9 protein-coding genes are annotated in these 14594 nt (G+C 60.3%); 4 read left to right on the top strand and 5 right to left on the bottom strand.

Annotated elements, in window-relative coordinates; translation table 11 throughout:
* Nucleotides 1-20: 20 nt before the first annotated feature.
* Nucleotides 21-1055 (bottom strand): hypothetical protein, encoded by a 1035-nt coding sequence (locus TBK1r_RS08090; RefSeq protein ID WP_145208782.1) that lies wholly within the window; start codon nt 1053-1055, stop codon nt 21-23.
* Nucleotides 1056-1318: 263 nt separating this feature from the next.
* Between TBK1r_RS08090 and TBK1r_RS08095 the strand changes: the two genes are divergently transcribed.
* From TBK1r_RS08095 to TBK1r_RS08105, 3 genes are all read left to right on the top strand, one after another.
* Nucleotides 1319-3991: a PSD1 and planctomycete cytochrome C domain-containing protein gene (locus TBK1r_RS08095; RefSeq protein ID WP_145208783.1), complete on the top strand. Its 2673-nt coding sequence runs from the start codon at nt 1319-1321 to the stop codon at nt 3989-3991.
* Between the two features lie 218 nt (nt 3992-4209).
* A complete protein-coding gene (locus TBK1r_RS08100) occupies nt 4210-4494 on the top strand; it encodes a hypothetical protein (protein ID WP_145208785.1) in 285 nt (94 codons plus the stop codon).
* A 343-nt stretch (nt 4495-4837) separates the two neighbouring features.
* Nucleotides 4838-5485, top strand: coding sequence for a hypothetical protein (locus tag TBK1r_RS08105; RefSeq protein WP_145208787.1), 648 nt, complete (start codon nt 4838-4840; stop codon nt 5483-5485).
* A gap of 395 nt (nt 5486-5880) precedes the next feature.
* Here TBK1r_RS08105 and TBK1r_RS08110 read toward each other — a convergent pair whose 3' ends face one another.
* Complete coding sequence (locus tag TBK1r_RS08110; RefSeq protein ID WP_145208789.1) at nt 5881-8478, bottom strand: hypothetical protein; 2598 nt, start codon at nt 8476-8478, stop codon at nt 5881-5883.
* A 935-nt stretch (nt 8479-9413) separates the two neighbouring features.
* Between TBK1r_RS08110 and TBK1r_RS08115 the strand changes: the two genes are divergently transcribed.
* Nucleotides 9414-11057 (top strand): S41 family peptidase, encoded by a 1644-nt coding sequence (locus TBK1r_RS08115; RefSeq protein WP_419581115.1) that lies wholly within the window; start codon nt 9414-9416, stop codon nt 11055-11057.
* Between the two features lie 112 nt (nt 11058-11169).
* On the opposite strand, the gene TBK1r_RS08120 is transcribed toward TBK1r_RS08115, so the two are convergent.
* The 3 genes from TBK1r_RS08120 to TBK1r_RS08130 all read right to left on the bottom strand — a co-directional run bounded on the left by TBK1r_RS08120 (nt 11170) and on the right by TBK1r_RS08130 (nt 14557).
* Nucleotides 11170-11913: a polyprenol monophosphomannose synthase gene (locus tag TBK1r_RS08120; RefSeq protein ID WP_419581116.1), complete on the bottom strand. Its 744-nt coding sequence runs from the start codon at nt 11911-11913 to the stop codon at nt 11170-11172.
* 163 nt (nt 11914-12076) lie between these two features.
* On the bottom strand, nt 12077-13654 hold the full coding sequence (locus TBK1r_RS08125) for an ExeA family protein (RefSeq protein WP_145208792.1): 1578 nt from the start codon (nt 13652-13654) through the stop codon (nt 12077-12079).
* A 123-nt stretch (nt 13655-13777) separates the two neighbouring features.
* Nucleotides 13778-14557 carry a hypothetical protein gene (locus tag TBK1r_RS08130; RefSeq protein WP_419581117.1) on the bottom strand — a complete coding sequence of 260 codons (780 nt, stop codon included), beginning with the start codon at nt 14555-14557 and terminating at the stop codon, nt 13778-13780.
* Nucleotides 14558-14594 lie beyond the last annotated feature (37 nt).

Genomic DNA, 14594 nt, shown 5'->3' on the forward strand with positions numbered 1-14594 from the left:
TTTCGCCCCTGACGACGAGTCTAACTGCGGAGCATGACACCGACGGCTTGCAGGTAGCGTTCGACGACGTCCAGTTCGACATCGCGCCACTCGGCCGCTTTGTGCCGCAGGATGGCCAGTTTGAGCGACTCGATGGCGTCGTTCAGGTCATTGGGCAACTGGGGCAGTCCGATGAAGGGTTGAACCGGTGCCGCGGGGGCTTCGGTTTCCGATCCATCGGCTTGAATGCCGGCTTCGCCATCCTTGTTCTGGCCCGCCAGGGATTGCAGTTCTTCTTCGTCGCCGAAGTCGGGGCCTTCGAACGTGGGACCGGATTCAACGCCGCCGCTGTCGTTGTCGTATTCGCGGTTCTTTCCGTCGCCTTGCGCCGGTAGCGTGACGTCTTCGTCGGTGTCGACCTCCACGATTTGGCTGTCGGTCGGGCGGTTGCTGTCGACCGCACCTTCGGCCTGCCAGCGTTTCTCACGCATCACCGAAATGCTCCACTTCTCATTCGCGGCGCCTTCCAGCCACAGCGGAGCGTCTTCCCAGTCCAGGGCCGCCAGAAAGTGGCTCCAGTACAGCCCCTGATAGCTCTGATAGGAATCGTTGAATCGCTCATAGACCCGGCGGAGTCGCCCGACGTGTGGAGCGGTCACACCGCCGACGCGTCGCGACCAGGCGTCATCGGAGTATTGGGTCGCATCGACACCCGATTCGATCAACTCGTTTCGCCACTGGCTGATGATCCGGCCTTTTTCCCAATTGGTCGTGCTGATCAATTGATTCCATTGACCGACAAACGGCTCGGCCAATGCGCTCGCCCGCTGCAAGTCTTCTTCGCTGACGGTTTCATCGCTGGCTGTTTCCTCGCTGGGGGCGGTCGGCTCCTCCCAGGCAGCTTTGGCGGCATCCAGATCGGCGTCCTGGATCACTTCGTCGGCCGTTTCGGGAGCGTCCACGGGCGGTTCGGCGGCGGAGGCGGCGGGGTCCGTCGGCCCTGCCGAAGGCTCCGCGATCGTGTCGGTAACTTGAGATTCCGTTTCGTTGGCGGAAGAGAGTTCGTCCTGAGGCATCAGCGTCCGAGTGGTAAAAATGTCGTGTGGAGATGATTTCGTGACCCAGTCACAGTGGTTGCACACGCTAACGAAAGAAACCGCGGCTGAAAAACGGTTGGCGGCTCGAGAACGCCTGAGTCGACGATTTTCCGATTCACACACGCCGTCTGGGCAAACTTTGACATGTGGAAAGCCTGTCGGGGACTCACCGTTTGATTTGGCGTTTTCCACTCGGTGCGGTTATTCTGTTGGCCCCACCACCACCACGCCCACCGCTCGCAATGAAATACGCCTTCGTCTTTGCCACAGCCATCGCTGTCGCAGGCTTCACCACCGCTCCGTCTTCCGCCGCGGACGTCTCGCCCACCGCGCCATCCGATGGGAAACAAGCCCCGAAGATCGCTCCTGAAGAAGAAGCGTTCTTCGAGTCAAAGATTCGTCCGTTGCTGATCGAGCACTGCTACGAATGCCATTCGCGCCAATCCGGCGAATCGTCCGGTGAGTTATTCGTGGACGCTGCCGACTCGCTTCGGACCGGCGGCACGTCCGGCCCCGCCCTGGTGCCCGGAGACCCGGAGGCGAGTTTGATGATCAAGGCCGTCCGGTATGACGACGCGGAGTATGAAATGCCGCCGACCGGAAAGCTCGATGAAAGCGAAATCAAACTGTTGGAGCAATGGATTCAGATGGGGGCGCCCGACCCCCGCAATTCGATCGCCGAGCCGCCGCAAAAAACATCGCCGATGGACATCGATCCTCGGTCCCACTGGGCCTTCAAAGCCCCCCAACGGTTTCGCGGTGACGTCGCTGTCGGCGAAGACGATTGCGACGTGATGGACGCGATCGCCAGAGCCTTGGCAGACGACGAGGGGGTTGCGCTTTCCGATCGATGCGACGACCAGACGTTGATTCGGCGTCTCTACCACGACTTGACCGGGTTGCCGCCGACGATCACCCAGATCAATGCCTTCGTGGCCTCCAGCGACACCGACAAGCATTTCCGTTTGGTCGATCAGCTGCTCGCCTCGCCGCAGTTCGCCGAGCGATTCGCCAGGCATTGGATGGACGTTGCGCGATACGCCGACACGATCGGGTACGCTTTGGCGGGCAAGGAGCGTCGGCTCCAGGGCAGCGATCGTTATCGCGATTGGCTGATCCGGGCGTTTGCGACCGACATCCCGCTGGACCAGATGATACGTCTGCAATTGGCCGCCGATCGATTCGATCCCGCCAACAAAAACGGCGATTTGGATGCGATGGGGTTTCTGACCGTCGGCCGCCGGTTTCTCAATCGCTACGACACCATCGACGACCGGATCGACGTCATCACGCGCGGGTTGATGGGCATGACTGTCGCCTGTGCACGCTGTCACGATCACAAGTTTGATCCGATCCCGACAACCGATTACTACTCCTTGCTCGGCATCTTGCAAAGCAGCGAGACTCCCGAAGACGCCGCCAGCCCGCTGGCCCTGGTCGACCGCGCGAAACCCGCCGACAGCCACGTGTTCCTCCGCGGTCAGCCCGGCAATCGAGGTGAAACGGCGCCACGCCAGTATCTGACCGCGCTACGAAAACCCGACGAGCCGCGGTTCACCGATGGCAGTGGTCGGCGCGAGTTGGCCGAACGGCTTGCGTCGCACGAGAACCCGCTGGTCGCACGCGTGTTCGTCAACCGAATCTGGATGCATCTGATCGGCCGACCGATCGTTGATTCAACCAGTGACTTCGGTGTCCGCACCGAGGCGCCGCCGTTGGTCGATGTGCTGGATGAACTGGCAGCGGAGTTTGCGGAGCATTGGAGCGTCAAGCGGCTGGTTCGACGCATCGTGACGTCGCGGGTGTATGCCCAATCGGCCGAACCCGCCGATGACCGAGCGCTGCGTCTGGATCCCGAAAACCGTCTTGCGGCACGCGGGAACCGTCGGCGCCGTGATTTCGAATCCCTGCGTGATTCGGTGCTCGCGGTCAGCGGGCGACTCGATCGCACCATCGGCGGCCCGCCGGTCGAGATTCATTTGGCTTCGCCCAGCCCGCGACGAACGCTCTACGCCATGATCGATCGCCAGAACCTGCCGTCGTTGTTCCGGACGTTCGATGTTGCCAGTCCCGACGCGCACACACCCAAGCGGTTCTTCACCACCGTGCCGCAGCAAGCGCTGTTCTTGATGAATCATCCACAAATCGGCGCGTTTGCGCGGTCGCTGGCCGAGCAAGTCGAAACGAACCGCCAGGACGCTGCGGCGCAAGTCGATCGCATGTTCGAACGCATTTTGTCGCGTCCACCGAGTGCAGGGGAGCGTGGGACGTGCGTTGCGTTTTTACGGCAGCCGGCCGGTCAGCGCGAGCAGAGATTCAATCCCCAGCTCGCCTGGCGGTATGGAACCGCGCCGGCGAACGCGGAGAGCCGCGTGACCGAGTTTCGTCCACTGGCGGTGTTCAGTGGGGCGACGTGGCAGGACCAAGACAAGTTGCCCGCAACGAGCGAACTCGGCTACGCGTCGATCGGTGCCGAGAATGGACACCCCGGGCGCAAGCATGCCGTCGTGCGACGATGGACCGCACCGGCCAGCGGTCGCGTGACGATCAGCGGCATGGTGGGGCATCGAAACGATCAAGGTGACGGCGTCGAACTGGCGATCTGGGTCGGCGATCGTCGGCTGTGGCGAGAAAACCAGAAGAGCAACAATCGTCCGTTTCGCAACTTAAGCGCCGACGTCGCCGCTGGTGAAACCGTCGATTTTGTCGTCTCCCCGCGAGCCTCAGATAGCTTCGATTCGTTTTTCTTACGGTGTCAGGTGTCGCTCAAAAGTGATCACGGCGAATACTTCGAAGGCGATTCGAAACGCGATTTTGCGGGGCCGATCGAACGGGGCAACGAAGAACCCCTGAGCCGTCTGGCGCAACTCGCCCAGACCTTGCTGCTGTCCAACGAGTTTGTGTTTGTGGATTGACGGAGCTACCGATCTCGCGGGTGATCGCGAACACGAATCGGCTGATTTCAATCGCGGCATCTGCCGTCTGGTGACAACGAGCCACAGGCGTAGAGGAGCAATGTCGTCATGACGACACGCCCCGCGGACTGACCTTTCCCTCTGCCATCGACTCTTCGTAGACTGCGGCTTTCATGGACGAAAGTGCCAAGGTGATACGAACCACAGAGGGAAGTGAGATGTTTCGGACGCTTGTGATTCTGGGAGTTTTGGCTGTTTGCGCCTTCATGGCCGGATGGTTCACGATCCAACGTGATGAAAACGAGACGACCATCCGATTCAATCGAGAAGAAATTCGCGAAGATGCCTCCAATGCGATCGCCAAAGGCCGTGAGCTGCTCGATCGCGCCGAGGACCTACCGGAAACCGAAGAGTTGATTCCTCAACAGGCGACTCGCCCGATGACACCGCCTTGGGAACAACCCTACCTGGACGACGCATCGGCTGCGCCGCGGCAGTATTAATGCTTCGGCCCTAAGATTCCATCTTGACGAAGCATTCCAGCTCGTTCACCGGACCAACGTTCGGAACCAATCCCACCGATGGCAGCGCGCACCCACGGATTTTTTTCCCGCTGTCATCCGCGGGTTCGCGCCGCCATCCGCGGGCCAAGTCATCGTATCATCGTTCCGCAAGTTACAGCCTGCCCCGTTTTCCGCTCCAAGTTCCGAGTCGTCGATCTTGTGAGAGAACCGGGTAGCTGACAGCGCTCCCGTGGCGGGCGGATTGGGATACAATCTCAACCTTGTGGATTCCATTTTGCGGACTCCAACGTTTTGAGATTGATGTTGAGCAGGAGTGTCGATCGTGACGAAAGATCCCTTCGCGGTGCCCGATGACGAAGCCAATCCGTTTGCGATTCAGCGGCCGGTTGCCGCGGACGCCGCGCTCAATCCCTACGCTCCCACGTCGCACGTGTCCGAGACCGAAGGGTTAGAGTCGGATGTGGAATCGTATCGGCGGCGTTACCTCAACCACGAGGCGTCGATCAAATCGGTCGGGATCCTGTATCTGATCCCCGGCGTGCTGCTGCTGGTCTTTTTCGTCGCAATGGCAGGAATGGCGGCGGTTTCGCTGCTGGTCGACGGCAATGGGATGCAAGGCATGGGGTTGGTCGAGGCGGCGTTGGTGGTCGGGCTGTACGGTGGTCTAGGGGCGGTGCAGATCTATACCGGCCTGGGACTGCGACGATTCAAGATCGCCGCGCGCCGATTGGCGACGGTGTTCAGCACTATCGGACTGCTCATGTTTCCGATCGGCACATTGATCAACGGTTACATCCTGTACCTGCTGCAAAGCCAGAAAGGGAAAGTCGTCTTTTCCGAATCGTATCAGGACGCGATCCGTCGCACACCGCACATCAAGTACCAGACGTCATTGATCGTCAAAGTCTTGGTCGTGATCTTGATCGCGGTGATGACCCTGGGGATCGTCGCGATGTTTCTCGGCACCTAGTCGTCTATCGCAGCTCAATCTTCGGGTAGTGGACGAGGCGACGAGTCCTCTGTAGTCGGCATAGTGGCAAGGACTCGTCGCCTCGTCCACTACCGCCGAGCCGGAAACCAAGGTGCGGCGGGATTTTACGGGCGGCGAGACTGGAGCCGCGACTTCGAGTAGACCATGATCATTTTGAGGGTGCAGGAGAGGAGTACCGCGATCATTGGATCAATTTCCTGGAAAGGCGAGCGAATGGGGGAGGGAAAAAGGTCCGCTCATTCTCGTCAGGAGGAGGGAACCTGTGAGAATGAGCGGACCTGGCAGTTGGAGTCCGAATCAAAGTGCCTGCCGGCAGGATGGAGAAGACCGGCTTGATTCGTCGTGTTTACCGAAAGCGTTCTTGAAGACTTCGTTTATCGCCGATTCGAGTCGTCCTGAGTTCCACGATGAAGGGCAACCTCAGTCACGTCGTTTAGGTGATCAGAAAGATCATCTAGAACACTTTGGGCCACGCCGACCCACTGCCTGAACATGGCGTCTGCCTGGGCGAGCTGTTCTGGCGTGAAGGGCTTCGCCTTGCCCTCCGCCGGTAACTGCTCAGCGGCCTCGGCTCGCGCCAACAATTTAGCTCCACTACCCGGGATCGGTTTCGCGGGTTGTGCGTTCGCCGGCCATACCAGGGCCAGTTCGCTTGCCACCCGCGTTGCCACTCGGTCACCGCCCACCACCAGCGATGCCAATCGTTTCCCGACCCGGTTGGGGCGGAGCCATTGGTCAGTCACGTTTGCGTCTTCCATCGCAACACTGACCTGCCACATCACATCTTCCAACAAACAATCCGGAGACCCGACATATCCGGGCACCTCCTCCACGATTTCCTCACCTTGGGGAAGAGAGGGATTCGCGGCAACCAACTCCATCGACTCAGCCGGTGGCTCGGGCTGGTCAACGTCTGAGACCACTTCCTCTTGCATCGGCTCGGCGTCCGCGGGTGCTTCCTCCGCGGCATCGGCGACGAGCGTTTCCACTTCCACCGTGGGCTCGGGCTGCTCAACTTCGGCGACCACTTCCTCTTGCATCGGTTCGGCGTCCGCGGGTGCTTCCACCGCGGCGTCGGCGACGAGCGTTTCCACTTCCACCGTGGGCTCGGGCTGCTCAACTTCGGCGACCACTTCCTCTTGCATCGGTTCGGCGTCCGCGGGTGCTTCCTCCGAAGCGTCGGCGACGAGCGTTTCCACTTCCACCGTGGGCTCGGGCTGCTCAACTTCGGCGACCACTTCCTCTTGCATCGGTTCGGCGTCCGCGGGTGCTTCCTCCGAAGTGTCGGCGACGAGCGTTTCTACTTCCACCTCGGGCTCGGGCTGCTCAACTTCGGCGACCATTTCCTCTTGCATCGGTTCAGCGTCCGCAGGTGCTTCCTCCGCGGCATCGGCGACGAGCGTTTCTACTTCCACCGGTGGCTCGGGCTGCTCAACTTCGGCGACCATTTCCTCTTGCATCGGTTCGGCGTCCGCGGGTGCTTCCACCGCGGCGTCGGCGACGAGCGTTTCTACTTCCACCGTGGGCTCGGGCTGCTCAACTTCCGCAACCACTTCCCCTTGCATCGGCTCGGCGTCAGCAGGTGCTTCCTCCGCGGCATCGGCGACGAGCGTTTCCACTTCCACCGTGGGCTCGGGCTGCTCAACTTTCGCAACCACTTCCTCTTGCATCGGCTCGGCGTCCGCGGGTGCTTCCTCCACGGAGTCGGCGACGAGCGTTTCTACTTCCACTGCGGGTTCGGGCTGCTCAACTTCGGCGACCGCTTCCTCTTGCATCGGCTCGGCGTCCGCGGGTGCTTCCTCCGCGGCGTCGGCGACGAGCGTTTCCACTTCCACCGCGGGCTCGGGCTGCTCAACTTCGGCGACCACTTCCTCTTGCATTGGTTCGGCGTCCGCGGGTGCTTTCTCTGCGGCATCGGCCACGAGCGTTTCCACTTCCACCGTGGGCTCGGGCTGCTCAACTTCGGCGACCGCGACTTCTTCGGCTACAAGTGCGACGGGCTCGGTCGAGGAGATCGTCTTTTGTGCCAGCGGACTCCAACCAGGCTTTCGCATCAGATCCAGTGAGTGGATGCAGAAGGGTTGCAGCGAGGGCGAGTACAGCCCATCGGTCCAAACGACTTGGCGATCTTGGGGCTTGTCCGCCGCCGGCGTGTCCTCGGAATCGTTGGCATCGACGTCGCTGGCTTGCGATGCTGCGGCTAAATCTTCGGCGGCCAAGTCATACGGCTGATACGCTTCTTCGATGGTCGCAATGACGGCGGAGCTTCCGATCAAGGGCCGGGCGACGGTCACCGACAGGGCGGGTTTACTGTCCTGCACCGCAACCGATTCATTCGCCGGGCCGGCGACCTCGCCATCGAAATCGACGACGGGGATGAACCCGTTGAAGTCTCCGTTACCGAGGCCCGCAACGAAGGCTTTCCCGTTGTCAAACCATGCTTGAAAGGCTTTGATTTCTTGCGGTGTATGACTGCCATCGGGACCGATCATGGCGAAGGGCTCGGTCCACTGGCTGAGCGGGATGGGGTTTCCCGCCGACGCCGCTGCCGCGATCGTCGCGAGCGTCGAATTGAACTGGCTGGATGTCCGCGAGGCGTTGGATTTGGCGAGATCGGACGTTTCGGGTTCGATGTTTTTCGGAGCGTCGGACGGCTTGCTTTCAGCCGGCGGCAGGATGCCTGCCAGCCAGGTGTCAAAGTTGCACGTGTCGATCGTTAATTGGTCTTCCGCGGAGACCGTCAAGAATTGGGGTGTGGTTGCCTGGGAGGCGAGCTTGCCAATCGCAACCGATTCTTGGCTGAAGGAGCTTTGCGAGAGGTCTTCGACCCAGCCTCGCAAGTCGCTGCTGTCGTGGGTGTCCTCGGCGACCGAGGTCTGTGAGGTTTCGAGAAAGCCTGCGGTGGTGGCTGTGACTAAACAGAGCAGCGCATATCGGCGAAGCCGTTTTCGTAGCGATCGAGAGATTGTCATCGTGACTTGCTCCTTCCATAAGAAGGACTCCATCCGTACTGGATTGGGAATTCCAATGGCGAACCGCGGGGGAACGTTCAAGTGTGGGGGCATGCACTAGTCGCGTCTGGAAGAGACGCGTTCCATCCCTACTGCATTGCCATCCTTCGGGTGAAGGATACTGACCGAATCGCGATCGCGTTTAACTGGGAGTCCTTTCCTGAATGAAACGGGGTGTGGTTGGGCGGGAAGTGGTTCGCGGTGAACCGTGTTCATGAGGCCTGCCGAAGCAGGAGTCGTCCGAGTCAGCGACGGGGAAGCATTGCCGCTTGGCGACATAAGCCACTATCGGGAACTTTGCGTTCTGGGTCCCCTGTTGTGACTGGTAAAAGATTGAGATTCACGTGACCGCATCCGGTTGTGCCGGTGGAACGCGATGGACGGAAAACGAGGGGGAGGCGTCTTAGGTTTCAGGTTTCAGGTTTCAGGTTTTTGACTTCGAAGGGGACAGTGCGTATCGTTGACTTGCCGCCTTGAAGTGCGGCTAAAGGAATCTGAGGCCATGGCAGCGACTGAGTTGCTTTCTGCGTAGGGAACGCACGATGGGCCGCGACAAAATCGAGATCAATCGGATGATTTCTTTTCGTCGCAACTTGACCGACCGGCTTAAACCGAACGCTTCGTGTTAATGCGTAGCGATCGCAACGCCTGACCCGGTTACCCATCAGACGGTTTTTTGACCGGGCATCTTTTGTGTCCTATATTCGCGTGGCCGCCCGCTGTGGGTGTCTGACGCGGCCGTTTGACAGATCGCCCCCTCCCGGCGTCCCTGTCGTCCTTCCCTCCCCTCCTGAAGACACCCCATGGGCCGAATCGGTATGCCAATCAATGCACGGGTTTTTCAGTCGCGACCGGTCTGTCGACCATCAAGCACAGCCGGCAAGTGGACATCGTCGATGACACTGCTCTGCCTGTTTGCCCTGATGTTCCAAGGCGGGCTGACGGCGACGGCACAGCAGCCATTGGCCGCCGAGCCTGCGGCCGAAGCCATCGAGCAAGATGGTCTCAGTCGAACGATCGCCCGCGGCGCGTCGTTGGAGCGGGAACGACGATGGATTGAAGCGGTCCGCCACTACGAGCAGGCGTCGCGTGAGTTCCCCGATTCGCGGCATCTCTATCAACGGTTGGTGATCAGCCGATTGCACTACGACGTCAATCGCCGCTATGCGGACAAGAGTTTCGTCGCTTCGGCCCATTCGATGAGTGTCTCGCAAGCCCTGGATCTGTATTCCGAAGTCTTGGCGAACTTGGACACGCACTACGTTGAATCGGTCGATTGGTCGCGGATCCTGTTGCATGGAACCGCGGCTCTGGAGATCGCGTTGACCGAAGACCGATTTGTTCAAGACGCCTTGCCGGGCAAAGACCTGGGCATGCTGCATGAGTTTCAGCAAACGATCCATCGCCGGATCGCCGATCGGCCGTCGGCAAACCGATTCGATCTGCGAGCGACCGTGGCCTATGTGGCGGAACTCGCCCGCCAGGACATCGGGATCAACCCGACGACCGTCGTGCTGGAATACGTCAGCGGTGCCATCTCGACGCTGGACCCTTACACACGGTTGCTGTCCGGCGACCAGTTGGACGACATGTTCTCCAACATCGAAGGCAACTTTGTCGGATTGGGCATCGAGTTGGAAACGGATGAAAACTCGCTAAAAATCCTGTCGGTGATTCCGGGCGGCCCGGCCGAAGAAGCGGGGCTGCAACCGGGCGAGCGGATCGTTCGGGTCGAACAAGCTGAAACGCATCTTTCGGATCCCGAGATCGCCGCCGACCTGCTGCGAGGTCCGGAACACACCTACGTTTCGATCACGTTGCAAAATCAGCAAGGCGAACGCCGCGATCTGAGAATCCAGCGGCGTCGCGTCGAAGTCCCCTGTGTGGAAAATGTCCACATCGTCGACCCCGCCACCCGGATCGGCTATCTGCGTCTGACCAATTTCCAAAAGACGACCACACGAGACATCGAACGTGCACTTTGGAGTTTGCATCGCCAAGGCATGCGAGCGTTGGTGCTGGACGTCCGCGGCAACCCCGGCGGTCTGCTATCGGCCGCGGTCGAAGTCGCCGATCGATTCCTGAGCAACGGACGCATCGTGACCACCCGCGGACGCAACTCACGCGAAAACTTTGACTACGTCGCACACCGGCCCAACACCTGGGATGTTCCCCTGGCCGTCTTGATCGATTCCGACAGTGCCAGCGCCAGCGAGATTTTTGCCGGAGCGATCTCGGACAGCCGACGTGGGATCCTGATCGGCGAGCGGAGCTACGGCAAGGGCAGCGTCCAAGGCATCTTCAGAATGCAAACCGCGAAATTCGGACTGTGCCTGACGACCGCAAAGTTCTATTCGCCCAAGGGGACCGCGATCAGCCAAAACGGTGTGACGCCCGATGTGAAGGTCGAGTCTCCGTACATCGCGGCACGTCCCAACGATCGCGGGCAAGTGACGCTGGACCACGAAGACCTGGTGCTTCAAGAAGCCATCGAAAAGCTGTCCTCGGGCAACAACCTGATCAGCCAGCGGACTCCCTAAACGCCAAGTGGGGTAAGCTTCCAGCTTGCCCTCCACTGTTAGGCCCGGTGACGGTACGGCCTGGTGACGGAGTCGATGTACCCGAATCAACGGGATCAAGTCCAAGCTCACTTCACCGCAGCGTCATGGCCAATCGCAACATGAAGCGGACCGAGCGGACGGCTTCGGCGAAGGTCAATTTGCTGTGTCCGAGTTCTCGCTCGGTGAACGTGATCGGGACTTCCGACATCTTGCGTCCGTCGCGGTGCAATTTGACCAGCAACTCTTCAAGCACGGCATAACCGGTGCATTGCAGCGAATCCAAGTCCATCGCATCGAGCGCCGACGTGCGATAACAACGCATCGAGCCGCTGCAGTCCTTGACCGGTAATTTCAAAAATGCCGTGGCAAACCGGTTGACCAGTTTGCTCATCAATCGCCGCCGCAACGGCCAACCGACGATCTCGCCACCGGGCACGTAGCGTGACCCGATGACGACGGCGAGGTCCTGATCGGCCCGCGCGCGTTCGACCAGATCGGGCAACTGGGCCGGGTCATGACTTTGATCGGCGTCCAGGTTGACAAAAAAACGATAGCCCCGAGCCACGGCGTACTTCATCGCGTCGACGATGGCGGACCCCAGTCCACGCTTGTCGCGGCGGACAATCAGCTCAATCCGAGGATCCGATCGCTGGGCTTCGCGAACCAAATCGGCCGTGCCATCGGGCGAGTTATCGTCGACCACCATCAGGCAGGCGTCCGGAAAGGCACGTCGCAAGCCGACCAGCATTGCCTGGATATTCTGTGATTCCTGATAGGTGCAAATCGCGATCAGAAGGTCGCTCGGAATCGATCGGCTGTTCGGGGAGTCGTCCAAGACGAGTAGCGATTGGAAAAAAACCGGGGGCGGGTGGATTCATTGCAGATTAAAACCACCGCGCTGGTCTGACAAGGGACTGGGGCCGAGGGACGGCAAGATCGCCGGATGGGGCGGCCACCAGGCGCGCCCCAGAGGGTGTCGAAGCGTCCCGGGCAAACCCTCAGGCTTGATTTCGCATCTTTTCGAGCATTTCGCGATAGTCGACCGACAACTTCGGCGCGTCTTGATCGGACGCCTGATCGATGCGATGCGAGCCACCCGCGGAGGCCGGTTTGATGATCTTGCGGTCCACGTCGATGTCTTCGGTGATCCACAACAGGTCGGTGTCATCCAGCACCGCGGAATCCTCCGCATCGGCACCTTGGCCGGGTTCGTCGTACCAGACCACACTTGGAAAATCTTTGCCGGCCTCGGCGACCGGTTCGCCCGCCGTCGCTTCCGACAGTCCGCCCGGTGGCTCCTCCAGCAGCTCGGCGGGTGCCGAGTCCTGGATCATTCCCGGTTCTTCGAAAACTGCCAGCGAATCAATCTCGGAATACCGCGAAGCCGTGTTTTCGGAAACAAACTGGCTGAGCCCGACGATCTGGGAATGCAACATCGTCTCCAAGTCGACTTCGGACGACTCGTTCGGCTTCGCTTTGACCTGTGCGACTCCGACTTCGATGTTTTCTTCGTCCTCGAATTCGCCGAACAGCGAGACCGGATCAGGAACGACCGACACGGCGGCATCGGTGGGCTCGGATTCGATCGATTCCTCGGGTTCGTCAACCAACGCTTCCGCCTCCGCAACGGTTGCTTCGGCAGGCTCGGCAGGCGTCGATTCGATCAGATAGTGATCGTCGGCGTGGACCGCCGGATCGCTCAGCTCTCCGAACTCGACGACCGAACTTTCCGGTTGCATGCGGGGCTCTTCGATCATCGGGCTGGGCAATTGTTGCAAGCTTGCCCATGCCTTGTTGACGGTGTGTTCATCGATCAGCGTCTCGCCCAACTCGGCGGCGCAATCGATCGCTTCGGTCATCAAATGGTTGATCAACCGGGGGACGCCGCTGGTGGCGTGGTAGATGGCTGAGATCGCATTGTCGGCGATGGTGTCATCGGACGACGCGTCACAAACTTCGATCGACTGGCGGATGTACTGCCGCGTTTCCTCGGCATTGAGCGGATGCAGATAACACCGTGCGGTCACACGTTGCACGAACGGTTCCAAGGAAGGTGCCGTCAGCGTGTCATCCAGCTTGACGCCACCGGCGACGACGGCGCTGACCATCGGTTGCCCGTCGCGCATCAGATTGGTCAGGCGTCGAATCGCTTCCAAAACGTCGGTCGTCAAGGAGGCGGCTTCGTCGATGACCAACAGCGCGCCGTGTGGTTTTGCGTCGGGGCCGCAAAGACGATCATGGATCATCAATTCGAAATCGTCGCGTTTGCCGGTTTCCAAGGGCACGCCGAGACGGTGCAGCAAAAATCGATAGAACGCGGTGTCATCGGCGATCGGTGTGTCGCCAAGGGCGATGACGTCATGGGTGGCGGCGAATTCTTTGGCCAACAACGCACAGACGAGCGACTTGCCGGTGCCGGGCGGTCCGATCACCAACGAGATCGCTTCACGCGCCAAAACGCTGCGTGAAACGCGTGAAAAAGTCTCCAGCACCGGCCCGACGGGGACGAATCGACTGGCGGACGGAAAACCCGGGAAGGGAGGCAAAACGAAATCGTGCTCGAAGTTTTTCATCATTCGATCGTGTCCGAGAGGCTTGTGGGTGTGGGGACGGCTTGGCGAAAGCGATCCCTCCAATCGGAATAATCGGCAGAATCTAACGCGAACGTGAGAACTATCTTGGCATTCCGACCAGGCGGCTCAGAGCCAGACGGCGACCGCGCTGAGCATCGCCACGACGATCGCGCCGGAAAACGTTCCGATGCGTGCCAGCACGCCGACCGGTTGTTCGCCGAACGAAGCTCCGGTGCGCAGCGGAGCGTGCCGCAGCCAGTGCATGTAACCGCAGGCCGCCGCGATTCCCAGCAGGAAGGCGAAGTGAAATGCCAATTGAGGCCAACTGGCCGGAGCGACTTTTTCAAACACAACCGGGACGTTGGCGCTCCGCTCCTCGACGGCTTCCATCGACGCGACCGCCGACGCCTTCACCGTCGACCAATACTTCGCATCAGTCGGACTCGTCTCGGGCTGCTCGGCGATGGGTTCGATCGGCTCGGCGTAAGCGGCCTGTTGAATCACGTCGGCCGGCTCGTCGATCTCTGTTTCGTAGGACGCGGTCGTTACCGTGTCCGAAATCGTCGCCGTCATGGGTCTTCGATCCGCACGCTTGACCGGACGGGGGACCGCGCCGTCTTGGGTGCGTGCCGGTTGGCTCTTCTCATAAAACTCGGCCACTTCCTTTTGCCATTTCGCGGTGACATATTCGGGATGCGACTCGGGCTTGCTCCAGGTGCGGACCTTTCGTTTCAGCTCATCCAGGCTAGGATCGTCGATCGCGATGCTGTAGGTTTTCCAACCGTGATCGGTCAGATGGCAACGAACGATTTGCCGCGGTGCGTCGCGGGGCCAGACGGCCAAAGTGATGACGAACGTGGCGGCAAAGGCGAGTGCCAGGTCGACGATGTTGGATCGATCTCTCATCGCTGGGATGGCTCCGAGGTCTGTTCGCGAAAAAGAA

Origin of the sequence: Stieleria magnilauensis (genome assembly GCA_007753675.1) — a bacterium.
Classification (GTDB): domain Bacteria; phylum Planctomycetota; class Planctomycetia; order Pirellulales; family Pirellulaceae; genus Stieleria; species Stieleria magnilauensis.

Coding starts and splice junctions, on each gene's coding strand:
- TBK1r_RS08090 (WP_145208782.1), bottom strand. CDS start 1,055: ATGCCTCAGGACGAACTCTCTTCCGCCAACGAAACGGAATCTCAAGTT.
- TBK1r_RS08095 (WP_145208783.1), top strand. CDS start 1,319: ATGAAATACGCCTTCGTCTTTGCCACAGCCATCGCTGTCGCAGGCTTC.
- TBK1r_RS08100 (WP_145208785.1), top strand. CDS start 4,210: ATGTTTCGGACGCTTGTGATTCTGGGAGTTTTGGCTGTTTGCGCCTTC.
- TBK1r_RS08110 (WP_145208789.1), bottom strand. CDS start 8,478: ATGACAATCTCTCGATCGCTACGAAAACGGCTTCGCCGATATGCGCTG.
- TBK1r_RS08115 (WP_419581115.1), top strand. CDS start 9,414: ATGACACTGCTCTGCCTGTTTGCCCTGATGTTCCAAGGCGGGCTGACG.
- TBK1r_RS08125 (WP_145208792.1), bottom strand. CDS start 13,654: ATGATGAAAAACTTCGAGCACGATTTCGTTTTGCCTCCCTTCCCGGGT.
- TBK1r_RS08130 (WP_419581117.1), bottom strand. CDS start 14,557: ATGAGAGATCGATCCAACATCGTCGACCTGGCACTCGCCTTTGCCGCC.